At 71.7% G+C, this 21,516-nt stretch carries 19 protein-coding genes; 10 read left to right on the top strand and 9 right to left on the bottom strand.

The window, feature by feature from the left end; all coding sequences use genetic code 11:
- Nucleotides 1-7: 7 nt before the first annotated feature.
- Nucleotides 8-502 (top strand): hypothetical protein, encoded by a 495-nt coding sequence (locus ABT084_RS09165; protein WP_351039915.1) that lies wholly within the window; start codon nucleotides 8-10, stop codon nucleotides 500-502.
- On the opposite strand, the gene ABT084_RS09160 is transcribed toward ABT084_RS09165, so the two are convergent.
- The 5 genes from ABT084_RS09160 to ABT084_RS09140 form a co-directional block, all read right to left on the bottom strand.
- Nucleotides 492-1,688: a serine hydrolase domain-containing protein gene (locus ABT084_RS09160; protein WP_351039912.1), complete on the bottom strand. Its 1,197-nt coding sequence runs from the start codon at nucleotides 1,686-1,688 to the stop codon at nucleotides 492-494. The genes ABT084_RS09165 and ABT084_RS09160 overlap by 11 nt on opposite strands.
- Before the next feature lie 126 nt (nucleotides 1,689-1,814).
- The gene (locus ABT084_RS09155) at nucleotides 1,815-2,582 is read right to left on the bottom strand and encodes a response regulator (protein ID WP_351039909.1); all 768 of its coding nucleotides are present in this window, start codon (nucleotides 2,580-2,582) and stop codon (nucleotides 1,815-1,817) included.
- On the bottom strand, nucleotides 2,579-3,805 hold the full coding sequence (locus tag ABT084_RS09150; RefSeq protein WP_502968874.1) for a sensor histidine kinase: 1,227 nt from the start codon (nucleotides 3,803-3,805) through the stop codon (nucleotides 2,579-2,581). Before ABT084_RS09150 ends, ABT084_RS09155 begins: the two co-directional genes overlap by 4 nt.
- Nucleotides 3,802-4,500 carry a glycerophosphodiester phosphodiesterase gene (locus ABT084_RS09145; protein WP_351039906.1) on the bottom strand — a complete coding sequence of 233 codons (699 nt, stop codon included), beginning with the start codon at nucleotides 4,498-4,500 and terminating at the stop codon, nucleotides 3,802-3,804. The genes ABT084_RS09150 and ABT084_RS09145 overlap by 4 nt, the downstream gene beginning before the upstream one ends.
- A 33-nt stretch (nucleotides 4,501-4,533) precedes the next feature.
- The gene (locus ABT084_RS09140; protein ID WP_351039903.1) at nucleotides 4,534-5,559 is read right to left on the bottom strand and encodes an adenosine deaminase; all 1,026 of its coding nucleotides are present in this window, start codon (nucleotides 5,557-5,559) and stop codon (nucleotides 4,534-4,536) included.
- 110 nt (nucleotides 5,560-5,669) lie between these two features.
- Between ABT084_RS09140 and ABT084_RS09135 the strand changes: the two genes are divergently transcribed.
- Nucleotides 5,670-6,404, top strand: a complete 735-nt coding sequence (locus tag ABT084_RS09135) for a DUF4190 domain-containing protein (protein ID WP_351039901.1) — start codon at nucleotides 5,670-5,672, stop codon at nucleotides 6,402-6,404.
- A 74-nt stretch (nucleotides 6,405-6,478) separates the two neighbouring features.
- Here ABT084_RS09135 and ABT084_RS09130 read toward each other — a convergent pair whose 3' ends face one another.
- Both ABT084_RS09130 and ybiA read right to left on the bottom strand, forming a co-directional pair.
- Nucleotides 6,479-8,095 (bottom strand): TROVE domain-containing protein, encoded by a 1,617-nt coding sequence (locus ABT084_RS09130; RefSeq protein WP_351039898.1) that lies wholly within the window; start codon nucleotides 8,093-8,095, stop codon nucleotides 6,479-6,481.
- A gap of 337 nt (nucleotides 8,096-8,432) precedes the next feature.
- The gene (gene ybiA / locus ABT084_RS09125; protein WP_351039896.1) at nucleotides 8,433-8,984 is read right to left on the bottom strand and encodes a riboflavin biosynthesis intermediates N-glycosidase; all 552 of its coding nucleotides are present in this window, start codon (nucleotides 8,982-8,984) and stop codon (nucleotides 8,433-8,435) included.
- A gap of 174 nt (nucleotides 8,985-9,158) precedes the next feature.
- Between ybiA and ABT084_RS09120 the strand changes: the two genes are divergently transcribed.
- The 8 genes from ABT084_RS09120 to ABT084_RS09085 all read left to right on the top strand — a co-directional run bounded on the left by ABT084_RS09120 (nucleotide 9,159) and on the right by ABT084_RS09085 (nucleotide 18,982).
- Nucleotides 9,159-10,673: a gamma-aminobutyraldehyde dehydrogenase gene (locus tag ABT084_RS09120; protein ID WP_351039893.1), complete on the top strand. Its 1,515-nt coding sequence runs from the start codon at nucleotides 9,159-9,161 to the stop codon at nucleotides 10,671-10,673.
- Between the two features lie 48 nt (nucleotides 10,674-10,721).
- Nucleotides 10,722-11,975 (top strand): polyamine ABC transporter substrate-binding protein, encoded by a 1,254-nt coding sequence (locus ABT084_RS09115; RefSeq protein WP_351039891.1) that lies wholly within the window; start codon nucleotides 10,722-10,724, stop codon nucleotides 11,973-11,975.
- Between the two features lie 63 nt (nucleotides 11,976-12,038).
- Nucleotides 12,039-13,190 carry an ABC transporter ATP-binding protein gene (locus tag ABT084_RS09110; protein WP_351039888.1) on the top strand — a complete coding sequence of 384 codons (1,152 nt, stop codon included), beginning with the start codon at nucleotides 12,039-12,041 and terminating at the stop codon, nucleotides 13,188-13,190.
- Nucleotides 13,187-14,113 (top strand): ABC transporter permease, encoded by a 927-nt coding sequence (locus ABT084_RS09105; protein ID WP_351039885.1) that lies wholly within the window; start codon nucleotides 13,187-13,189, stop codon nucleotides 14,111-14,113. Before ABT084_RS09110 ends, ABT084_RS09105 begins: the two co-directional genes overlap by 4 nt.
- Nucleotides 14,113-14,919, top strand: coding sequence for an ABC transporter permease (locus ABT084_RS09100; RefSeq protein ID WP_351039882.1), 807 nt, complete (start codon nucleotides 14,113-14,115; stop codon nucleotides 14,917-14,919). Before ABT084_RS09105 ends, ABT084_RS09100 begins: the two co-directional genes overlap by 1 nt.
- Before the next feature lie 42 nt (nucleotides 14,920-14,961).
- Entirely contained in the window at nucleotides 14,962-16,380 is a 1,419-nt protein-coding gene (locus ABT084_RS09095) for an NAD(P)/FAD-dependent oxidoreductase (RefSeq protein ID WP_351039880.1), read from the top strand.
- Nucleotides 16,381-16,626: 246 nt separating this feature from the next.
- Nucleotides 16,627-17,103 carry a hypothetical protein gene (locus ABT084_RS09090; RefSeq protein ID WP_351039877.1) on the top strand — a complete coding sequence of 159 codons (477 nt, stop codon included), beginning with the start codon at nucleotides 16,627-16,629 and terminating at the stop codon, nucleotides 17,101-17,103.
- A gap of 70 nt (nucleotides 17,104-17,173) precedes the next feature.
- Nucleotides 17,174-18,982 (top strand): chitinase, encoded by a 1,809-nt coding sequence (locus ABT084_RS09085; protein WP_351039874.1) that lies wholly within the window; start codon nucleotides 17,174-17,176, stop codon nucleotides 18,980-18,982.
- Here ABT084_RS09085 and ABT084_RS09080 read toward each other — a convergent pair.
- Nucleotides 18,921-19,475, bottom strand: coding sequence for a phosphatase PAP2 family protein (locus tag ABT084_RS09080; protein ID WP_351039871.1), 555 nt, complete (start codon nucleotides 19,473-19,475; stop codon nucleotides 18,921-18,923). The genes ABT084_RS09085 and ABT084_RS09080 overlap by 62 nt on opposite strands.
- A gap of 477 nt (nucleotides 19,476-19,952) precedes the next feature.
- Nucleotides 19,953-21,287 carry a 4-aminobutyrate--2-oxoglutarate transaminase gene (gene gabT, locus ABT084_RS09075; protein WP_351039868.1) on the bottom strand — a complete coding sequence of 445 codons (1,335 nt, stop codon included), beginning with the start codon at nucleotides 21,285-21,287 and terminating at the stop codon, nucleotides 19,953-19,955.
- Nucleotides 21,288-21,516 lie beyond the last annotated feature (229 nt).

The raw sequence follows: 21,516 nt of genomic DNA, 5'->3' as shown, positions 1-21,516 counted from the left end.
TCGATCCATGATCGAAAGCAGCGTGCTCCTGCGTCGGATCAGAGCCTGGCTGGCCCTGTTCATCGTCTGCCTCGTCCTCAGCGGGCTCACCGCCTTCCCCCTGGTCAGTGAGCTCCACTGGGCCAACTCCCTGGTCTCCCACGAGTGGCTGCGGCGGGTCGGCGAGGGCCTGGAGCGGGCCGACGCGGACTACCCCTTCCTCCTCTACGGAACCGACTGGCTCGCCTTCGCCCACCTGGTGATCGCGGTGTTCTTCTACGGGGTCCACCGCGACCCGGTCCGCAACATCTGGATCGTCGAAGCGGGCATGATCGCCTGCGCCGGAATCATCCCGCTGGCCCTGATCTGCGGCCCGATCCGCGGCATCCCGATCTGGTGGAGCGTCATCGACATGTCGTTCGGCGTCTTCGGGGTGATCCCCCTGCTGGTGCTGCGCCGCATGATCAAGCGGCTGGAGGCGATGACCGGCGCACCGGCGGGGGCGGCCGCCGCTACTTCTTGAAGGCCGCCATCACCAGCGCCAGGGCTATCGGATTCATCTCCTTGCCCTTCGCGTCCGTGGAGTTGACCGAATAGACCAGGGTGCGGGAGAGGTCGCGGGTGCCGCCGATCGCCGTGTTGTACCCGTACCGGCCACCGGTCTTGCCCCAGGCGACCACCCCGTCGGGGAGCACGAAGCGCTTCATGCCCGCGCTCAGGTCCGCGTCCGCACCGTCGACCGTCTTCACCTTCGGCACGGTGAACATCTCCTCCAGCTGCGCCTTCGGCACGATCCGCCCGCTGAACAGGGCCACGGTGAAGCGCTCCAGGTCCGCCGTGGTCGAGATGAGGTCGCCCGCGGCGAACTCGCCGGAGGCGTTCCACTCGGTCACATCGACCAGCTCACGGCTCCCGTCGGCCTGCGGCACCGCCTGGTAGCCGTGGTTGTGCGGCCCTCGGATCCCGACCCGGGCCGGCCCCGGGAACGAGGTGCCGCGCAGCCCCAGGGGCTTGATGATCCGCGCCTCGACGGCCTGTGCGTACGGGGTGTGGGTCAGCTTCTCGATCAGCACGCCCAGGATCGTGTAGTCGATGTTGAGGTAGTCCTGCTTGGTCCCCGGGTCGAACGCAGGCCCCTTCGCGACCGCGTTGGCGATCATGGCGTGCGGGTCGTTGATGTCGAACCGGTGGGCGAAGGCGTCGGAGAAGGCGTCCCCCGGACCGTCGGCCGACTGGATGCCACTCGTGTAGTTGAGCAACTGGCGCACCGTCACGGGCTTGAACGTGCCCGGCAGCAGGCCCGGCAGGTACCGCTGGACCGGCTCGTCCAGGCTCACCTTGCCCTCGGCCGCCAGCTGGAGGACCACCGCCGAGGTGAAGGTCTTGGTCACCGATCCCACCCGGAACCGCCCCTCGACGACCGCCGCCCGGCCGCTGCGGACATCCGCGACGCCCGAACCGCCCTGCCAGCTCCCGCTCGAACCGCCCACCCGCACCAGCGCGGCGGTCGCGTCCTTGTTCCCGGCGCCGAGCCCCGCGATCGCCTGCGCCAGCGCCGCCGCGTTGGGCGGAGTGGAGACCGTGGGCTGCGCGACCCCGGCCGGAGCCGCGCTCCGCGCCGGAGCCGGAGCCGCGTGGGCGACGACCGGACCGGAGGCGATGCCCAGGACCAGAGTGGCGGCGATCAGTGTGCGCGTACGAGCGTTCATGGTGGTTCCCCCTGCGAGTCCGCTGCTGTGTTCCGGCGGCCACCGCGGCCCCCGATGACTCAATGGTGCTGCTCACAGGGGGTGTTGTGGATCACCAGTGAGAGGGGTCTTCACCGGTGTGACAACTCACCGGCGCGGGGGAGTCGCCACGCCCGACTCTCCCTCTCCAGAGGGAGAACCCTGCGAGGGAGCCACCGTCCCCGCCGTGATCAGCCCCGTCTCGTACGCGCAGATCACCGCCTGGATCCGGTCCCGCAGCCCCAGCTTCGCCAGCACGTTCCCCACGTGCGACTTGACCGTGTGCTCGCTCACCACCAGCGCCGCCGCGATCTCCGCGTTCGACAGCCCCCGCCCCAAGTGCAGCAGCGTCTCCCGTTCCCGGGCCGTCAGCCCCTCCAGCCGCCGCTCCGCCCCGGCGGCCCCCGCAGCCGCTCCTGCCCCCGCGGCCCCGCCGGCGAGCCGGCCGTGCGCCGTCGCCGCCGTGTACTCCTCGATCAGCCGCCGCGCCACCGACGGCGCCAGCAGGGACTCGCCCGCCGCCACCACCCGCACCGCGTGCACCAGATCGTCCCGCCGCACGTCCTTCAGCAGGAACCCGCCGGCCCCCGCGTGCAACGCCTCGTACAGGTACTCGTCGGCGTCGAACGTCGTCAGCATCACCGTCCGGCAGGCGCTCCGCGCCGAGATCTCCCGGCACGCCTCGATCCCGTCCAGCACCGGCATCCGGATGTCCAGCAGCGCCACGTCCGGCGCCAGCTCGCGCACCGCCGCCACCGCCGCCGCGCCGTCACCCACCTCGGCGACGACTTCGATGTCCTCCTGGACGTCCAGGATCATCGCGAAACCGCTGCGCACCAGCTCCTGGTCGTCCGCGACCACCACACGGATCGTCAATTCCCCACCTCCGGCGGCGAGGTTACAAGGCTGACGCGCAGCTCGAAGCCGCGGCCGCCCGGCGCCGGACCGGACCGGGCCGTTCCGCCGTGGGCCGCCGCCCGCTCCCGGATACCGATCAGGCCGTGTCCATGACCGTTCCCCCCAGGCCCGTGACCGGGACCGCGCCCCTGCCCACCGCCCGCCGCGGCGGGCACCGCCCGGGCCGGTCCCCGGCCGTCGTCCGTCACCGTCACCCCGAGTGCGTGGGGCCCGTACTCCAGCGTGACCGCCACCCGCGACGCCCCGGCGTGCTTCACCACATTCGTCAGCGCCTCCTGGACCACCCGGTGCACGGTCGCCTCCAGCGCGGCGGGCAGCGCCCGCACCGCGCCGGTGCGCTCGTACGCCACCTCCAGACCGCTGCCCCGGACCCGGTCCAGCAGGTCCGCCAGCTCCTCGATCCCCGGCGGCGGCCGCCGGGGCGAGGCGTGGTCCGTCCGCAGCACCCCGAGCATCGTCCGCAGCTGGGCCATGGCGTCCCGCCCGGTCTCCGCGATGGCGTCGAAGGCCGCCTCCGCCCGCTCGGGGGCCCGCCGGACCGCCACCGGGCCGGCCTCCGCCTGCACGATCATGATGCTGACCGCGTGCGAGAGGATGTCGTGCATCTCCCGGGCTATCCGCGCCCGTTCCCGGGCGGCCGCCTGCTCCGCCTCGATCCGGTTCGCCCGCTCCAGCTGCTCCGCCCGGTCCTCCACCGCGGCCGTGTAGGCCTGCCGGGTGTGCTGCAGCCGCCCCAGCGCGTACGCCGCGCCGGAGACGAAGAGGGTGAACAGCAGCTCGCGCGCGGTCCCCGTGTTCCAGCCCACCGAAAGGGCCACCGCGAGGACCGTGAGCCCGCCCACCGCCAGCCGGACCCGGGCCGCGCACAGCAGGGCGACCGTGTAGAAGGCGATCAGCGCCGCGTACGGGAGCGGTTGCCCGGGCCCGTCGATCGTCAGCTTGTACGCGCCGCCCACCGCCAGGATCGTGACCAGCACGGTCACCGGAGCCCGCCGCCGCCAGACGAGCGGAAGCACGCCGAGCGTGGTCATCGCGTACGAAGCCCAGTCGGCGGGCGGCGCATCGGCCGACCGGGGCACCACGAAGGGCATGGTGACGGCCAGTTGCACCAGCAGCGTCAGCCCCAGGTCCTGCCACCGCGGGTCGGCGCGCCGCACCCGCTCCCCCCAGGCGCGTATCACGAGCCGGACCCGGCCCGCTCGGCCCGCACGGCCGCCAGCGCGTCCACGCGGTTCGTGGTGACCGAATCCACGCCGGCCGCCAGCACCTTGCGCATCGACCGCTTGGTGTCCGGGGTCCACACCGACACCAGCAGCCCGTCCGCGTGCAGCGCGTCGACCAGCCCCCGGTCCACCAGCCCGAAGCGGTAGTTGAGCCAGGCGGGCGCCACCGCGTCGAGGAGCACCCGGCGCGGCGGGCTCAGCGTGGTCCAGGTCAGCGCGATCTCCGCGCCCGGATCGGCGGCCCGGACGGCCAGCATCGTGTTCGGGCCCGCGCAGTAGTACGAACGCTCGCGCGCCCCGCATTCGCGCACCTGGCCCACCACCGTCCGTACCGCCTCCGCGCTCGCGCCCGGCAGGTCGATCATCACGCGTGCCGCGCCCGTGGCCATCAGGGCCTCCCGCAGGGTCGGCACCCGGCCCTCCGTCAGCTCCCGCAGCTGCGCCGCGGTCATGGCGTCGAGCCGCACGTCGTGGCCCCACAGCCGCTTGAGGGTGTCGTCGTGCAGCAGCACCGGCACCCCGTCGCGGGTCAGGCGCACGTCGATCTCGACGGCGTCCGCTCCGCGCGCGAACGCGGAGCGGAGCGAGGGCAGGGTGTTCTCACGGACGCGATAGGGATCACCGCGGTGGCCGACTGCAGTCAGAGTGCGCATGATCCCCATTCTCCGCGGGTGCCCGGGAGCCTGTCAGGGAGCCAGCCACGCGGCGGTGTACGTGTCGATCTCCGCCGTCAGCTTCGCCTTGCCCGCCGGGTCCAGGAAGGACGCCTCGACGGCGTTCTTCGCGAGCTGGGCCAGGCCGCGCTCGTCCAGCTCCAGCAGGCGCGCGGCCACCGCGTACTCGTTGTTGAGGTCGGAGCCGAACATCGGCGGGTCGTCGCTGTTGATGGTGACGAGCACGCCCGCCGCGACCATCTCCTTGACCGGGTGTTCGTCCAGGTCGGTCACCGCGCGCGTGGCGATGTTGGAGGTCGGGCAGACCTCCAGCGCGATGCGGTGCTCGGCGAGGTAGGCGAGCAGCTCCGGGTCCCGGGTGGCGCTGGTGCCGTGGCCGATGCGCTCGGCGCCCAGCTCGTGGATCGAGTCCCAGATGGTCTCCGGACCGGTGGTCTCGCCCGCGTGCGGCACGCTGTGCAGACCGGCCGCGCGGGCCTGGTCGAAGTACGGCTTGAACTGCGGGCGCGGCACGCCGATCTCGGGGCCGCCGAGGCCGAAGGAGACCAGGCCCTCGGGGCGCAGGTCCACGGCGAGCCGCGCGGTCTCGGCCGCGGCCTCCAGGCCGGCCTCGCCCGGGATGTCGAAGCACCAGCGCAGGATGACCCCGAGCTCGGCCTCGGCGGCCTTGCGGGCGTCCTCGATGGCCGCCATGAAGGCCTTCTCCTCGATGCCCCGGCGGGTGGAGGAGTAAGGGGTGATGGTCAGTTCGGCGTACCGGATGTTCTGCCGGGCCATGTCGCGGGCGACTTCGAACGTCAGGTGCCGGACGTCGTCCGGGGTGCGGACCAGGTCGACGACCGAGAGGTACACCTCGATGAAGTGCGCGAAGTCGGTGAAGGTGAAGTAGTCGGCGAGCGCCTCCGGGTCGGTGGGGACCTTGGAGTCGGGGTGCCGGGCGGCCAGTTCGGCCACGATGCGCGGCGAGGCCGAACCGACGTGGTGGACGTGCAGTTCGGCCTTGGGCAGCCCCGCGATGAAGGGGTGCAGATCGGGCATGAGGAGTCTCCGTCGGGACGCGCGTGCGGGCAGGTCTGGGGTTCATCGTAGGCAGCCCCGGGCCTGTCGGCGGCAGCCCGTAGCATGGCTGTACGAGAGGGGGGCGCCGCATGACCGAACACAGCCCCGAGCCCAACGACCCGTGGGCGCCGCCGGAGCGGCCCGCGGTGGAGCTGGGCAAGCAGCAGGGTGCGCCGGGGGGCGCGCCCGCACCGGGCGCGCCCGGCACGTCGGGTGTCCACGACCAGCCGACCATCATGGGCATGCCGGGCGCCGACGACACGGGCCGGCCGTTCGGCACGGCGGGCGGGTCCTTCGGCGGCGCGCCGCAGCAGCCGATACCCGGGGCCGCACCGATACCGGGGGCCGGGCCGTCGATGCCCGCCTACGGCTATCCGGCGCAGCCCGCCCCGCCCGCGGCCGGTCAGTACGGCTATCCGGGCCAGCCCGATCCGAGCGCGTACGGATACCAGGGGGGCTATCCGGGGTACCCGGGCTACCCCGGCTACCCGGGCGGTTACGCCGCTCCGCGCAACGGCTTCGGCGTCACCGCGCTGGTCCTGGGCATCCTGTCCGTGGTCGGCTGCATCACCAGCGTGTTCGCCGTCGTCCTGGGCATCCTCGGCGTGGTCTTCGGCGTCCTGGGCCGCCAGCGCGCCGCCCGCGGCGAGGCCAACAACTCCGGGATGGCGCTGGCCGGGATGATCCTCGGCATCGTCGGGATCGTGCTGGGCGGGCTCATGTTCGCGGCGATCCTGACCGACTTCATGGACAAGAGGGGCAGCGACCGGTACGGCACGGACTACCACTCCCCGTCCTCGGTCTCGACGCCCTTCGGGACCTGAGGCCTCGCACACCCCACGGCATGCGAGAGGGCGGGCCGGGGATCACCCCGGCCCCGCCCTCTCGCCGTATCCCGTCAGGCGGCCCGCGCCTCCCAGGGCCAGCGCGCGTCGCGCCCGTCCTCCAGCAGGGACACCATGCGGAACGCCGCGTCGGTGAGCCCGCCGAAGACGTGCCGGCCCGCGGTGCCCGAGGGGCCGTGGCCCACCCGGTGCCCGGCCAGGTTCCAGGTGTAGACCGGGACCTGGGGCGGTACCTGCGCCGTCGGGTCGCCGGCGTGGTGGTGGGCCGCCTGCTCGTCGGTGACGATCAGCACCCGGTCGTGCCCGGCGTAGTGCGTGCGCACCGCCTCGGTGGTGTTCGTGCCGCCGAGATCGCCGAACCGGTCCAGCAGCTTCAGTACCGACTCGCCCTTGGCGTACGGGACGGCCGCGCTGCCCGTACCGAACTGGACGAGGTCCGCGTCGGCCGCCCGCAGCGCGAGCGCCGAGCCGAAGACCGCCGCCGCGTCCGCCCGGTTCAGCTTCGAGCGGTCCGACAGCGAGGTCCACATGGACCCCGACCGGTCGACCAGGACCAGCGTCCGCCCGGGCAGCGCCGGTACGGACGCCAGCGAGTGCCCCAGCGCCCGCTCCAGCGGGTAGGCCCAGCGCAGCGACGGCGCGTGCTGGTAGGCGGCCAGGTAGCGGAAGGGGAACTGACGCGACCGGGCGACGGCCTCCGGGTCGCTGATCCGCTCCGCGACCGTCGCCGCGACCTCGTCCGAGACGCCCGCCTCGTCGAAGTTGCGCAGGTTCCGCAGCAGCGCCATCGGCCCCATGGAGGGGATGACCGCCTCCCAGGCGGCCGCGTCCAGCGGCCCCTGCAGCCAGCCGGCCAGCGCCTCCCAGGTCATGGCCGCCGCCGCGAGCCGCTCCGCGCCGCCGGGCCCGGTGACCACGGCCCGCCGCTCGGCGACCGGCAGCTCCATGAGCGCCCGGTGGGCGGTCAGCGTACGGGCGCCCTCGGGCGGTACGGCCGCCTCCGGGTGGTGGCGGCGGTCCAGGGCGTACCGGAACAGCTCGCCCTGCCAGGCCTTGGCCGGGTCGGGCGAGGCGTGCACGAGGTTGAGGACGTCGCCGAAGCGGTATCCCCGGCGGGCGGATGCGGCGTCGTACTTCAGGAGCGAGGAGGCGGAGTAGAGGCGGCGCACCGCGTCGGCGATGCCGCGCTTGACGGGCTTGGGCACAGCGCGGCCGTGGACCGCGGTCCAGTACGCGAGCAGTTCGCCGGGCTCGTCGGGACGCCGCAGCACCGAGTCGATGACCTGCCGGTTCGACGGTCCTTGCACGGCGCAGGCCGCCGCGTCCGGCGCGTCGAGGCGGGCCTTGACGTACTCCGCGGCGCCGACCAGCGCGGCGGTGCGCATCTGGGCGTCCCCGCGCAGCCAGCCCAGCAGCCCGGCGGTCCAGCGCGGGTCCTCGACCGCGAGCCGGCGCACCAGCGCGGTGTAGCGGTCGTCCCGGTCCGCGGCGTCCTCGTGGTGGGTCTGCTGCGTCACGAAGTGGGCGACGGCGAGCAGGAAGAGTTCGGAGCGCGCGTCGCGCAGCCGGCCCTGGCCGCCCCGGGCGGTGACGGCCGGCGCGGTGCTGCGTACGGGCGAGCGCGGCGCGGCGGGCGCCGACGTGGGCGTACGCCGGTTGAAACGAGACATGTGAATCCCCCCGAATTCATGGAACGGGCCGATGACCGGGGGAGGCGCGCGTGGGGGATGCCCGAGATCAAGGTCGGTGACGGTGTTTGTCGTCTGCTCTACCAGACTGAGCTACCGGCCGAGGCCGGGCGGGATTCGAACCCGCGACCCGATGATCCGGAAGGAACCGTCGCCTGCGCACCGGGCATCCTCCACGCGCGCCTCCCGAGATCAGAGGGGCAGCGGCGTTTTTCGTGGAAGAAGGAGCCGCGGCCCGCGCACCGGGAGGTGCGAAGCGCCTGTGTCCAGAGCCTAGGAGAGCGCCCGGCCCCCGCGCCACGCCTTTAATCCGGCCCGCTCAGCCCTGCTCGGCCAGCAGCTCCCGGGCCTCCATCAGTGCGAAGCCCAGCAGGTTCAGGCCGCGCCAGCGCGCCGGGTCCAGCGCCGCCGCGTCGTCGGCCGCCAGCCCGATCCCCCAGATCCGGTCCAGCGGGGAAGCCTCCACCAGCACCCGGTCCCCGGTGCCCAGGAGGTACGCGCGCAGCTCGGGCGAGGAGGCGAACTTGGCCACGCTGCCCGCCACCACGATCCCGAAGCGCGCGCGCTCCCACGTGTCCGCGTCGAAGCCGCGCACCAGCCGCCCGGCCTTCTTCGCCGCGGCGGGGCTGCTCGCCGTCAGCGCCGCGCGCTCCGCGTCCGCGTCCCCGAACAGGCGTGCCTTCTCGGCCATCATCCAGTGCTCGGCGGTGGCGTAGCCGACTTCACGCACGGTGAAGGGGGCGGGCCACCACTGGCTGAGACAGCTCGGCCCGAGGGTCCCGTCGCGCCGGGGCGCGTGTCCCCAGAACGGCAGATACTTGACTCGTTCACCCCTGTTGACCTGCTCGATCAGTTCGTTGATCCGTTCCATGCACGCGAGTCTGGCAGCCGCCACTGACACTTCGTACGGGATTTACGGTCCGCCTCGACACATGGTCGACCGATTCCGTCGCGTAATCAAAAGGCAACAACGGAATCACTTGGCGGAGGGGAACCCCTCTGCCAGGATCGGCAGTCAATTCGAGCTGTAGCTACGGAGACCGCGATGGGCAACCGCTTCCAGGTCAAAGACCGATTCGCAGACGGCGCGCAGTACATCGACGGCCGGCTGAGAGCCGGTACCTCGGGCGCGTCCCACACCGTCGTCGACCCGGCCACGGGTCAAGAGGTCCTCACGTACGAACTGGCGGGCACGGCCGACGTCGACGACGCCGTGGCCGCCGCCAAGCGGGCCTTCCCCGGCTGGTCCGCGGCCACCCCGGGCGAGCGCTCGGACGCCCTGCACCGGCTGGCCGCCGTACTGGCCGAACAGGCCGCGGACTTCGCCTACGCGGAGTCGCTGCAGTGCGGCAAGCCGATCAAGCTGTCCACGGAATTCGACGTACCGGGGACCATCGACAACACCGCCTTCTTCGCGGGCGCCGCCCGCCACCTCCAGGGGCAGGCCGCGGCCGAGTACTCGGGCGACCACACCTCCTCCGTCCGCCGCGAGGCGATCGGCGTGGTCGGCTCCATCGCCCCCTGGAACTATCCGCTCCAGATGGCGGCCTGGAAGATCCTCCCGGCGATCGCCGCGGGCAACACGATCGTCCTGAAGCCGGCCGAGCTGACCCCGCTGACCTCGCTGATGTTCGCCCAGGCGGCCCAGCTGGCCGGGATTCCCGACGGCGTCGTCAACATCGTCACCGGGGCGGGCCGGACCGCGGGCGAGCACCTCGTGGGCCACCCCGACGTGGTGATGACCTCCTTCACCGGTTCCACCGGCGTCGGCAAGCGGGTTGCCGAGATCGCCACCGCCACCGTCAAGCGGCTCCACCTGGAGCTGGGCGGCAAGGCGCCCTTCCTGGTCTTCGACGACGCCGACCTGGAAGCCGCGGCCCACGGCGCGGTCGCCGCCTCCCTGATCAACACCGGTCAGGACTGCACCGCCGCCACCCGCGCCTACGTCCAGCGGCCGCTGCACGACGCCTTCGTCGCCCGGGTGGCCGAACTGATGGAGACCGTCCGCCTCGGTGACCCCTTCGACCCCTGCACCGACCTCGGCCCGCTGGTCTCGCACGCGCAGCGCGACCGGGTCGCCGGTTTCGTCGAGCGCGCCCGCGGCTACGCCACCGTGGTCACCGGGGGCGAGATCCCGGGCGGCGACCTCGCCGACGGCGCGTACTACCGCCCCACGCTGATCTCCGGCGCGGCCCAGGACAGCGAGGTCGTCCAGTCCGAGATCTTCGGCCCCGTGCTCGTCGTCCTGCCCTTCGACGGCGACGACGAGGGCATCGCGCTGGCCAACGACACCCCGTACGGCCTCGCGGCCTCCGCCTGGAGCCGCGACGTCTACCGGGCCGGGCGGGCCACCCGCGAGCTGAAGGCGGGCTGCGTATGGGTCAACGACCACATTCCGATCATCAGCGAAATGCCCCACGGAGGCTACAAGGCGAGCGGTTTCGGAAAGGACATGAGCGCTTACTCCTTCGAGGAGTACACGCAGGTCAAGCACGTCATGTACGACATCACAGCGGTCGCCGAGAAGGACTGGCACCGCACGATCTTCGGGGACAGATAACCATCGCTGCCTGACCAGCGGCCCACCCCTCCCGAAAGGGCACAGCTCATGGAGCAGTTCGAGCCCGACCGCCTCTCGGCGGCGCAGCTCACCGCGATGCGGCGCAGTCTCACCAGCGGCCGCGGCGCCCTGACCCGCCGCTCGCTGTTGCGCGCCTCCGGAGTCGGAGCGCTCACCCTCGGTGGTCTGTCGGCGCTGAGCGCCTGCGGCATCCCGCCCGCCAAGCGGGCGGGTACGGGCGAGCAGGCGGCCTCGGACGACCACTCGGACCGGGAGAAGGAGATCAACTTCTCCAACTGGACCGAGTACATGGACACCAGTGACGACCAGAAGACCCGGCCCACGCTGGACGAGTTCACCAAGCGCACCGGCATCAAGGTCAAGTACACCGAGGACATCAACGACAACGTCGAGTTCTTCGGCAAGATCCGCCCCCAGCTCGCGGCCGGCCAGGACACCGGCCGCGACCTGATCGTCGTCACCGACTGGCTCGCCGCCCGGATCATCCGGCTCGGCTGGGCGCAGAAGCTCGACCCCGCGCTGCTCCCGCACGCCTTCGCGAACCTGTCCCCGCAGTTCCGCAGCCCCGACTGGGACCCGGGCCGCGCGTACAGCTACCCGTGGACCGGCATCTCCACCGTCATCGCCTACAACGCCAAGGCCACCGGGGGCAGGAAGGTCGACTCCGTCACCCAGCTCCTCGACGACCCCACGCTCAAGGGCCGGGTCGGCTTCCTCACCGAGATGCGCGACAGCGTCGGCATGACCCTCCTCGACCAGGGCAAGGACCCGGCGAACTTCACCACCGCGGACTTCGACGGCGCCATCGGCCGGCTCCAGAAGGGCGTGGACAGCAAGCAGATCCGCCGCTTCACCGGCAACGACTACACCGCGGACCTCGACAAGGGCGACATCGCCGCCTGCCTCGCCTGGGCGGGCGACATCATCCAGCTCCAGGCGGGCAACCCCGACATCAAGTACGCGATCCCCGCCGCCGGATACATCACCTCCAGCGACAACATGCTGGTCCCGGCCCACGCCCGGCACAAGGCCAACGCCGAGAAGCTCATGGACTACTACTACGAGCTGCCGGTCGCCGCCCAGCTGGCCGCGTACATCAGCTACGTCTGCCCCGTCGAAGGCGTCAAGGACGATCTCGCCAAGATCAACCCCGCGCTCGCGGACAACACCCTGATCGTCCCGGACAAGGCGATGACCGCCAAGTCCCACGCCTTCCGCTCCCTCTCCAGTGAGGAAGAGACGGCGTACGAGGAGAAGTTCACCAAGCTCATCGGCGCCTAGGCCCTGTCGTCTAGCCACCCCGCCTCCGGCCCCCTTGCCCGCACCCAACTCCGGGATCCCTCCATGACTGACAAGACCGAGGGCGGCGACGTCCGCCTCACCGGGATCAGCAAGCACTACGGCTCCTTCACCGCCGTGCACCCGCTCGATCTCACCATCCCCCAGGGCTCCTTCTTCGCCCTGCTCGGCGCCTCCGGCTGCGGGAAGACCACCACCCTGCGCATGATCGCGGGTCTGGAGGAGCCCTCGACCGGCACCGTCCACCTCGGGGACACCGCCGTCACGCACCTCCCGCCGTACAAGCGCCCGGTCAACACGGTCTTCCAGAGCTACGCGCTCTTCCCCCACCTCGACGTCAGCGAGAACATCGCCTTCGGGCTGCGCCGCCGCGGCATCAAGTCCGTGAAGAAGCAGGTCGACGACATGCTCGAGCTGGTCCAGCTCGGCCAGTTCGCCCAGCGCAAGCCGCACCAGCTCTCCGGCGGCCAGCAGCAGCGCGTCGCCGTCGCCCGCGCCCTGATCAACCACCCCCAGGTGCTGCTCCTCGACGAGCCGCTCGGCGCCCTCGACCTCAAGCTGCGCCGCCAGATGCAGCTGGAGCTCAAGCGCATCCAGACCGAGGTGGGCATCACCTTCGTGCACGTCACGCACGACCAGGAAGAGGCCATGACCATGGCCGACACGGTCGCCGTGATGAACGGCGGCCGGGTCGAGCAGCTCGGCGCGCCCGCCGAGCTGTACGAGAACCCGCGCACGACCTTCGTCGCCAACTTCCTCGGCACCTCCAACCTCATCGAGGCCGAGGTCCTGGAGAGCGGCGCCGACGAGATCACCGTCCGCTCGGCGGGCAGCACGCTGAGGCTCCCCGCGCCGCGATGTTCGACCACGCCCCGCACCGGCGGAAAGCTGCTGGTCGGAGTGCGTCCCGAGAAGATCTCCCTGGCCCACGCGGACGAGGAGCACACCATCGCGGCCGGCCGCAACAAGGTCCCCGGCCGGATCGTCGACTCCTCCTTCATCGGGGTCTCCACCCAGTTCGTCATCGACAGCCCGGTCTGCCCCGAGCTGGAGGTCTACGCCCAGAACATCGAGCGGGACGCGCGCCTGACCCCCGGCGCCGAGGTGATCCTGCACTGGAACCCCGAGCACACCTTCGGGCTCGACGCCGACCAGGACATCGACGCCGGCGCGCTCACGGTGGAGGAGGGGGTATGACCGCCACCGAAGCCCCGCCCCGGGCCGCCGCCGCCGAACCCCCGGTCCACAAGCCCTCGATGCGCAAGCGGCTCGTCCCGTACTGGCTGCTGCTCCCCGGCATCCTGTGGCTGCTCGTCTTCTTCGTCCTCCCGATGGTCTACCAGGCCTCCACCTCGGTGCAGACCGGTTCCCTGGAGGAGGGCTTCAAGGTCACCTGGCACTTCCAGACCTACTGGGACGCCTTCACCGAGTACTACCCGCAGTTCCTGCGCTCGCTGCTCTACGCGGGCACCGCGACCGCCCTGTGCCTGCTGCTCGGCTACCCGCTGGCCTACCTGATCGCCTTCCGGGCGGGCCGCTGGCGCAACCTGCTGCTCATCCTGGTGATCGCGCCGTTCTTCACCAGCTTCCTGATCCGCACCCTGGCCTGGAAGACCATCCTGGCCGACGGCGGTCCGGTGGTCGGCGCCCTGAACAAGATCGGGTTCCTGGACGTCACCAGCTGGCTCGGGATGACCGAGGGCGACCGGGTGCTCGCCACCCCGCTCGCCGTGGTCTGCGGTCTGACGTACAACTTCCTCCCCTTCATGATCCTGCCGCTCTACTCCTCGCTGGAGCGGATCGACACCCGCCTGCACGAGGCGGCCGGGGACCTGTACGCCCGCCCCTTCACCACCTTCCGCAAGGTCACCTTCCCGCTGTCGATGCCCGGTGTGGTCTCGGGCACCCTGCTCACCTTCATCCCGGCGAGCGGCGACTACGTCAACGCGGAACTGCTCGGCTCCACCGACACCCGGATGATCGGCAACGTCATCCAGTCCCAGTACCTGCGGATCCTGGACTATCCGACCGCGGCCGCGCTGTCCTTCATCCTCATGGCCATCGTGCTGGTCATGGTCACCATCTACATCCGCCGAGCGGGGACGGAGGACCTGGTCTGATGAGCGCTCTCTTCACCCGGCTCCAGCGCAATCTGGTCGTCTTCGCGGGCCTCGGCACGCTCGCCTACATGATCCTGCCGAACGTCGTCGTCACGGTCTTCTCCTTCAACAACCCCACCGGGCGGTTCAACTACGCCTGGCAGGAGTTCTCGCTCGACGCCTGGAAGGACCCCTGCGGGGTCGCCGACCTGTGCGGCTCGCTCTCGCTCTCCCTCCAGATCGCGGTGTGGGCCACCCTCGGCGCGACCGTCCTCGGCACGGCGATCGCCTTCGCCCTGGTCCGCTACCGCTTCCGGGCGCGCGGCGCGGTCAACTCGCTGATCTTCCTGCCGATGGCCATGCCCGAGATCGTGATGGCGGCCTCGCTGCTCGCCCTCTTCCTCAACATGGGCATCCAGCTGGGCTTCTGGACGATCCTGATCGCCCACATCATGTTCTGCCTCAGCTTCGTCGTCGCCGCCGTCAAGGCCCGCGTCCTGTCGATGGACCCGCGGCTGGAGGAAGCCGCCCGCGACCTCTACGCGGGACCCGTGCAGACCTTCCTGCGGGTCACCCTGCCGATCGCGGCCCCCGGCATCGCGGCGGGCGCGCTGCTCTCCTTCGCGCTCTCCTTCGACGACTTCATCATCACCAACTTCAACTCGGGCAACACCGTCACCTTCCCCATGTTCGTGTGGGGTTCGGCCCAGCGCGGTACGCCCGTGCAGATCAACGTCATCGGTACGGCGATGTTCGTCATCGCGGTGCTGGTGGTCCTCGCCGGCATGACGATCGGCAACCGCCGCAAAAAGGCGCAACCCAAGTAGCGCGCCACCCAAGTAACCGTATTCCGTAGGGAGTTGGAAGACATGGCCCCAGTCGCCATGCGCACCGCTGTACGATCACTCTCCGAAGCACTGCCGGTCTCGTACTGGCTGGACGACCCCGGCAAGCCCGCCCCCGAGCCCGCCCTCACCGGCGACGAGCGCTGCGACCTGCTCGTCATCGGCGGCGGCTACAGCGGACTGTGGACCGCGCTCATCGCCAAGGAGCGCGACCCCGGCCGGGACGTCGTCCTGATCGAAGGCCACGAGGCGGGCTGGGCCGCCTCGGGCCGCAACGGCGGATTCTGCGCCGCCTCCCTGACCCACGGACTCGCCAACGGCCTCGCCCGCTGGCCCGGCGAACTGGCGAAGCTGGAGGAGATGGGAGCCCGCAACCTCGACGAGATCGAGGCCGCCGTCGCCCGCTACGCCATCGACTGCGACTTCGAGCGCACCGGCGAGATCGACGTCGCCACCGAACCGCACCAGGTCGAGGAGCTGCGCGAGCTCCACCAGGAGGCGCAGCGCCTCGGCCTCGCGGACGGCTCACAATGGCTGGAGCGCGACGCGCTGCGCGCCGAGGTCGACTCCCCGACCTTCCTCGCCGGCCTCTGGGACCGCGAGGGCGTGGCCATGCTGAACCCGGCCAAGCTGGCCTGGGGCCTCAAGCGCGCCTGCCTGGGCCTCGGCGTGCGGATCTACGAGCACACGCGCGGCCTGGACCTGGCCGCCTCCGGCGCCGGGATGGCCGTCCGGACCCCCTACGGCCGGATCTTCGCGCGCCGGGTGGCGCTCGGCACCAACATCTTCCCCAGCCTGGTCAAGCGGATCCGCCCGTTCACCGTGCCGGTCTACGACTACGCGCTGATGACCGAGCCGCTCAGCCCCGAGCAGCTCGCCGCCGTCGGCTGGAAGAACCGGCAGGGGCTCGGCGACAGCGCCAATCAGTTCCACTACTTCCGGATCACCGCCGACCACCGGATCCTGTGGGGCGGCTACGACGCCATCTACCCCTACGGCGGCAAGCTGGACCCGGAGCGCGACCACCGCCCCGAGACCTACCTCAAGCTCGCGGAGCAGTTCTTCACCTGCTTCCCGCAGCTGGAGGGCGTGCGGTTCAGCCACGCGTGGGGCGGGGCGATCGACACCTGCTCGCGGTTCTCGGCCTTCTTCGGCACTGCGCACGCGGGCAAGGTGGCCTACGCCGCCGGCTTCACCGGGCTCGGGGTGGGCGCCACGCGCTTCGGCGCGGACGTGATGCTGGACCTGCTGGACGGCGTACGCGGCGAGCGCACCGGCCTGGAGATGGTCCGCAGCAAGCCGTTGCCGTTCCCGCCCGAGCCGTTCGCCTGGACCGGGATCGCGCTGACCAAGTGGTCCCTGGCGCGCTCCGACGTCCGGGGCGGGCACCGGAACCTGTGGCTCAAGACGCTGGACCGGTTCGGCCTCGGTTTCGACAGCTGATCACCGGACGGTCGGATCACCGGACGTTCGGATCGCCGGACGGTCGGATCGCCCGACCGGCGGTTCACCGGATCATCAGCCGACCGGACCACCCGATGATCCGGTCGAGCGCCCGGCGCACAACCGCGATCACCGTGTGACCCGGTTCACCACCAAGGGGTCACGCAACCCGCGTCATCCCCGCCCCCGGCCCCGCTCTCTCCCTGTGAGGACCTTCCTCGACACGGAGTGATCGGAGGCCGGGCGATGACCGTCCCGGAAACCAAGACGGCAGTGGAGTGGCTGGTATCGGTGGCGCCGGACCCCGACGCCTGCCGGTGGGAATGGGAGCGCAATCCCCTCGGGGTGGCGCTGCTGCCCGCCGGGCGGCGCTGGGACGTGCTGATCCTGCCGGGGGAGCTGGGGCAGGTCACCCTCGAGGTCCTCGGCCTGCTCATCGAGAAGCCCGGCCCGGTGCTCGCCGATTTCGGCGACGCCCGGCTGGGCTTCTTCGTTCCCGCGGGCACCGCCTCCCGCTGGCTCGGTACGGGCGTGCGCGGCGCCGGGCGCGGCACCTGGATCGTGGTCCCCTACCCCGGCCGGGCCACCGGCGGGGTGCGCTGGCTGGTGCTCCCGGACGGGCGGGGCACGCTCACGGATCCGGCGGTGCTGGAGCTGGCGATGCACGAGGCCGCGGCGCGGGTGGCCGGGGCCGTGGCCACCAAGGAGGGCCGGAAGCCTTGACAAGAGCATTGGTCTGGACCATCTTGAGCGCCGCTACACCCCTCCATCCCCCCATGCACCGGAGGCAGTTGTGCGCAGAAGACTGTCCGTACTTACGGCCACCGCCCTGGCGGTGGCCGGTCTGCTGACCGCGGGGCCGCCCGCCGCGGCCGCGGACGCCGACCTCGCCCGCAACGGCGGCTTCGAATCCGGCCTCGACGGCTGGAGCTGCTCGGCGGGCAGCGGAGCCGTCGTCAGCAGCCCCGTCCACAGCGGGAGTTCCGCCCTCAAGGCCACCCCGGCCGGCCAGGACTACGCCCAGTGCGCCCAGAGCATCACCGTCAAGCCCGACGCGGTGTACACGCTCGGCGCCTGGGTGCAGGGCGGGTACGCCTACCTCGGCGCGACCGGGACCGGCACCACCGACGTGTCCACCTGGACCCAGTCCCCGGGTGCCTGGAAGCAGCTGGCCACCACCTTCCGCACCGGCCCCGCCACCACCTCGGTGACCGTCTGGACCCACGGCTGGTACGGCCAGGGGCCCGTCCTCACCGACGACCTCACCCTGGTCGGCCCCGATCCCGGCGGCACCGGCCCCGGACAGCCCCAGCCCCCGGCCGCCCCCACCGGCCTGACCGCGTCCGGAGCCACCGCGAACTCGCTGACCCTGTCCTGGTCGGCCGTCACCGGAGCCACCGGCTACACCCTCTACCGGGACGGCGCGGCGCCGCTGGCGGTCAGCGGGACCTCCGCGACCGTCACGGGGCTGGCCGCGTCCACGACGTACTCCTTCCAGGTCGGCGCGAGCAACGCGGCGGGCGAGTCCCCGCGCGGCCCGGCCCTCTCGGCGAGTACCACCGGCGGCGGGAACCCCGGCACGCCGGGGCTGCCCACCCACGCCCTGGTCGGCTACCTCCACGCGAGCTTCGCCAACGGCTCGGGCTACCTCAGGATGGCCGACGTACCCGCCTCCTGGGACGTCATCGACCTCGCCTTCGGCGAACCCACGTCGGTGACCTCCGGCGACATCCGCTTCCAGCTGTGCCCCGTCAGCGAGTGCCCGGGCGTGGAGAGCCCCGCCGAGTTCAAGGCGGCCATCAAGGCCAAACAGGCGGCGGGCAAGAAGGTCCTGATCTCCATCGGCGGCCAGAACGGGCAGGTGCAGCTGGCCACGACGGCCGCCCGGGACACCTTCGTCACATCCGTCAGCAAGATCATCGACGAGTACGGGCTCAACGGCCTCGACATCGACTTCGAGGGCCACTCGCTCTCCCTGGCCACCGGCGACACCGACTTCCGCAGCCCCACCACACCGGTGATCGTCAACCTCATCTCCGCCGTGAAGACCCTCAAGGCCAAGTACGGCCCGGGCTTCGTCCTGACCATGGCCCCCGAGACCTTCTTCGTCCAACTGGGCTACCAGTACTACGGATCCGGCCCCTGGGGCGGCCAGGACCCGCGCGCCGGGGCCTACCTCCCGGTCATCCACGCCCTGCGCGACGACCTCACCCTGCTCCACGTCCAGGACTACAACTCGGGCTCGATCATGGGCCTCGACAACCAGTACCACTCGATGGGCGGCGCCGACTTCCACATCGCCATGACCGACATGCTGCTCACCGGCTTCCCGGTCGCGGGCAACGCGGCGCGGGTCTTCCCGCCGCTGCGCCCGGACCAGATCGCCATCGGCCTCCCGGCCACCACCAACGCGGGCAACGGCCACACCGCGCCCGCCGAGGTGGACAAGGCGCTCGACTGCCTGACGAAGAAGACGAACTGCGGGACCTACCCGACCCACGGAAGCTGGCCCGCGCTGCGCGGGCTGATGACCTGGTCGGTCAACTGGGACCGGTTCGGCGGCTGGGAGTTCTCGAAGAACTTCCACGCGTACTTCGGCTGACCGCGCCGACGCACAGGAGGAGCGGCAGGCACAGCAGCCCACTGGCCAGCACGTCGAGCGGCCAGTGGAAGCCCCGCAGCACCAGCCCCGTGGCCGTCGCCCCCGCGAGCAGGAGGGCGGCGGCCATCGGCCACGGGCGGCGGGCGTACGGGCCCACGAGCAGCGCGGCGCCCACGTAGGCGACGGTCGCGGTGGCCGTGTGGCCGGAGGGGAAGTACCCGGCGGCCCACGGCTCCAGCGGCCCCGGCCGGGCGGTCCATTCCTTCAGCGGCACGATCAGCGCGGGTACGAGGGCCATCGCGAGCCCCGCCGCCAGCGCGGGGCGCCACCGCCGGGAGCGCCGGACGGCGTACGCCATGGCCAGCACCAGGACCGGTACGGCGACCTGGACGTTGCCGAGGTCGGCGAGGCGTTCGGTGACCGCGTCGGGCAGGCCGCGCAGCAGCGCGCGGCTGAGCCGGGCGTCCGGGGTGAGTAGTGGGCCCGTGGCCACGACCTGCCAGGTGATCAGCGCGAAGGCGGCCCATCCGGCGGCGCCGAGCGCGAGGAGCGAGCGGGCGGAGCCGGGGGAGCGCGGTGACCGAAAGGCCGGCCGTCCCGGAACAGGGGGGGTGGTTCCGGGGCGGCCGCCCGGACCGGGTTGCCGTCCACCCCGGGGGGTTTGGAGTGAACGGCTGTCCGATCGGTGAGGAGTGTGCGCGAACGCATGCCCAGTACGGCGCTGGGGAAGCCCGTTACCAGGGTCGCCCGTGGAATTCCGCGGGCGGGCTGTTTCACTCATCTGCAGAAACCGTACGGCAGCGAAAGGGGGACCGACAGCGAGAACGCGCTCCCGCCATCGGCCCCCCACACCTTCTTCACAGCGCCCGACCGTTACCGGCGGTATCGGTCGAGCAGGGGATCGAGCGCCGTGCGCGGGTGTTCGCCCGGGCCCGCACGCCGCTCACTCCCGCGGTGTCCTGAGCCGGCCTCAGATGGCCGCGAACGCGCCCTCGATGATGTCCAGGCCCTCGTTCAGCAGGTCCTCGCCGATCACGATCGGGGGGAGGAAGCGCAGCACGTTGCCGTAGGTGCCGCAGGTGAGGACCAGCAGGCCCTCGGCGTGGCAGGCCTTGGCCAGCGCGCCCGCGGCGGCCGCGTTCGGCTCCTTGGTCGCGCGGTCGGTGACCAGCTCGATCGCGATCATCGCGCCACGGCCGCGGATGTCGCCGATGATGTCGAACTTCTCCGCCATCGCCTCCAGCCGGGCCTTCATCAGGGACTCGATCCTCTTCGCCTTGGCGTTGAGGTCGAGCTCCTTCATCGTCTCGATGGAACCGAGCGCACCGGCGCAGGCCACCGGGTTGCCGCCGTAGGTGCCGCCGAGGCCGCCCGCGTGCGCGGCGTCCATGATCTCGGCGCGGCCGGTCACGGCGGCGAGCGGCAGACCGCCCGCGATGCCCTTGGCGGTGGTGATCAGGTCCGGGACGATGCCCTCGTCCTCACACGCGAACCACTGGCCCGTGCGGCAGAAGCCGGACTGGATCTCGTCGGCGACGAAGACGATGCCGTTGTCGTTGGCGAACTTCACGATCGCGGGCAGGAAGCCCTTGGCCGGCTCGATGAAGCCGCCCTCGCCGAGCACCGGCTCGATGATGATCGCGGCGACGTTGTCGGCGCCGATCTGCTTGACGATCTGGTCGATCGCCTGCGCGGCGGCCTCGGGGCCGCAGTTCTCGGCGCCGGTCGGCCAGCGGTAGCCGTAGGCGACCGGGACGCGGTAGACCTCGGGGGCGAACGGGCCGAAGCCCTGCTTGTACGGCATGTTCTTCGCCGTCATGCCCATGGTCAGGTTGGTGCGGCCGTGGTAGCCGTGGTCGAAGACGACGACGGCCTGGCGCTTGGTGTACGAACGGGCGATCTTGACCGCGTTCTCGACGGCCTCGGCGCCGGAGTTGAACAGGGCCGACTTCTTGGCGTGGTCGCCCGGGGTCAGCTCGGCCAGCGCCTCGCAGACCTCGACGTAGCCCTCGTACGGCGTGACCATGAAACAGGTGTGCGTGAAGTCGGCGAGCTGCGCGGCGGCGCGGCGCACGACGGCCTCGGCGGAGGCGCCGACCGAGGTCACGGCGATGCCGGAACCGAAGTCGATCAGGCGGTTGCCGTCGACGTCCTCGATGATGCCGCCGCCCGCGCGGGCCGTGAAGACGGGGAGCACGGAGCCCACGCCACCGGCCACCGTCTGGAGGCGGCGGGCCTGCAGCTCCTGCGACTTGGGGCCGGGGATCGCGGTGACGATGCGGCGCTCCTGCGGGACAGCGGTCATAGGGGGCTCCTGGGGGGTGTTTTCGGACGCACTTGTGTCTTTGTCCGCAGGCTAGGCCCGGGGGAGGGGGTACGGCATGCGCCGTTCGGGAGTGGTACCCGCGTGTCCTTGTCCGTGACGGCCATAGGAGGGATCCGGCGCGCGCCTCGTGGATCATGACGGGGTACGGGCCGCGGGGCGCCCCCGGCGACTAGATTGAGCGCGCGGCACGGCACGCGCGGCGCAGTGA

Source organism: Streptomyces sp. NPDC002138 (assembly GCF_040296485.1).
Taxonomy (GTDB): domain Bacteria; phylum Actinomycetota; class Actinomycetes; order Streptomycetales; family Streptomycetaceae; genus Streptomyces.
Note: the sequence above shows the minus strand (reverse complement) of the source record. Positions and strands in the feature narration are given on the sequence as shown.

What these genes read in the sequence shown, in the direction of transcription:
- ABT084_RS09130 (WP_351039898.1), bottom strand. Translation starts at nt 8,095, where the DNA reads ATGTCTCGTTTCAACCGGCGTACGCCCACGTCGGCGCCCGCCGCGCCG.
- gabT (WP_351039868.1), bottom strand. Translation starts at nt 21,287, where the DNA reads ATGACCGCTGTCCCGCAGGAGCGCCGCATCGTCACCGCGATCCCCGGC.
- ABT084_RS09145 (WP_351039906.1), bottom strand. Translation starts at nt 4,500, where the DNA reads ATGCGCACTCTGACTGCAGTCGGCCACCGCGGTGATCCCTATCGCGTC.
- ABT084_RS09120 (WP_351039893.1), top strand. Translation starts at nt 9,159, where the DNA reads ATGGGCAACCGCTTCCAGGTCAAAGACCGATTCGCAGACGGCGCGCAG.
- ABT084_RS09110 (WP_351039888.1), top strand. Translation starts at nt 12,039, where the DNA reads ATGACTGACAAGACCGAGGGCGGCGACGTCCGCCTCACCGGGATCAGC.
- ABT084_RS09090 (WP_351039877.1), top strand. Translation starts at nt 16,627, where the DNA reads ATGACCGTCCCGGAAACCAAGACGGCAGTGGAGTGGCTGGTATCGGTG.
- ABT084_RS09105 (WP_351039885.1), top strand. Translation starts at nt 13,187, where the DNA reads ATGACCGCCACCGAAGCCCCGCCCCGGGCCGCCGCCGCCGAACCCCCG.
- ABT084_RS09160 (WP_351039912.1), bottom strand. Translation starts at nt 1,688, where the DNA reads ATGAACGCTCGTACGCGCACACTGATCGCCGCCACTCTGGTCCTGGGC.
- ABT084_RS09095 (WP_351039880.1), top strand. Translation starts at nt 14,962, where the DNA reads ATGGCCCCAGTCGCCATGCGCACCGCTGTACGATCACTCTCCGAAGCA.
- ABT084_RS09165 (WP_351039915.1), top strand. Translation starts at nt 8, where the DNA reads ATGATCGAAAGCAGCGTGCTCCTGCGTCGGATCAGAGCCTGGCTGGCC.
- ybiA (WP_351039896.1), bottom strand. Translation starts at nt 8,984, where the DNA reads ATGGAACGGATCAACGAACTGATCGAGCAGGTCAACAGGGGTGAACGA.
- ABT084_RS09115 (WP_351039891.1), top strand. Translation starts at nt 10,722, where the DNA reads ATGGAGCAGTTCGAGCCCGACCGCCTCTCGGCGGCGCAGCTCACCGCG.
- ABT084_RS09135 (WP_351039901.1), top strand. Translation starts at nt 5,670, where the DNA reads ATGACCGAACACAGCCCCGAGCCCAACGACCCGTGGGCGCCGCCGGAG.
- ABT084_RS09140 (WP_351039903.1), bottom strand. Translation starts at nt 5,559, where the DNA reads ATGCCCGATCTGCACCCCTTCATCGCGGGGCTGCCCAAGGCCGAACTG.
- ABT084_RS09100 (WP_351039882.1), top strand. Translation starts at nt 14,113, where the DNA reads ATGAGCGCTCTCTTCACCCGGCTCCAGCGCAATCTGGTCGTCTTCGCG.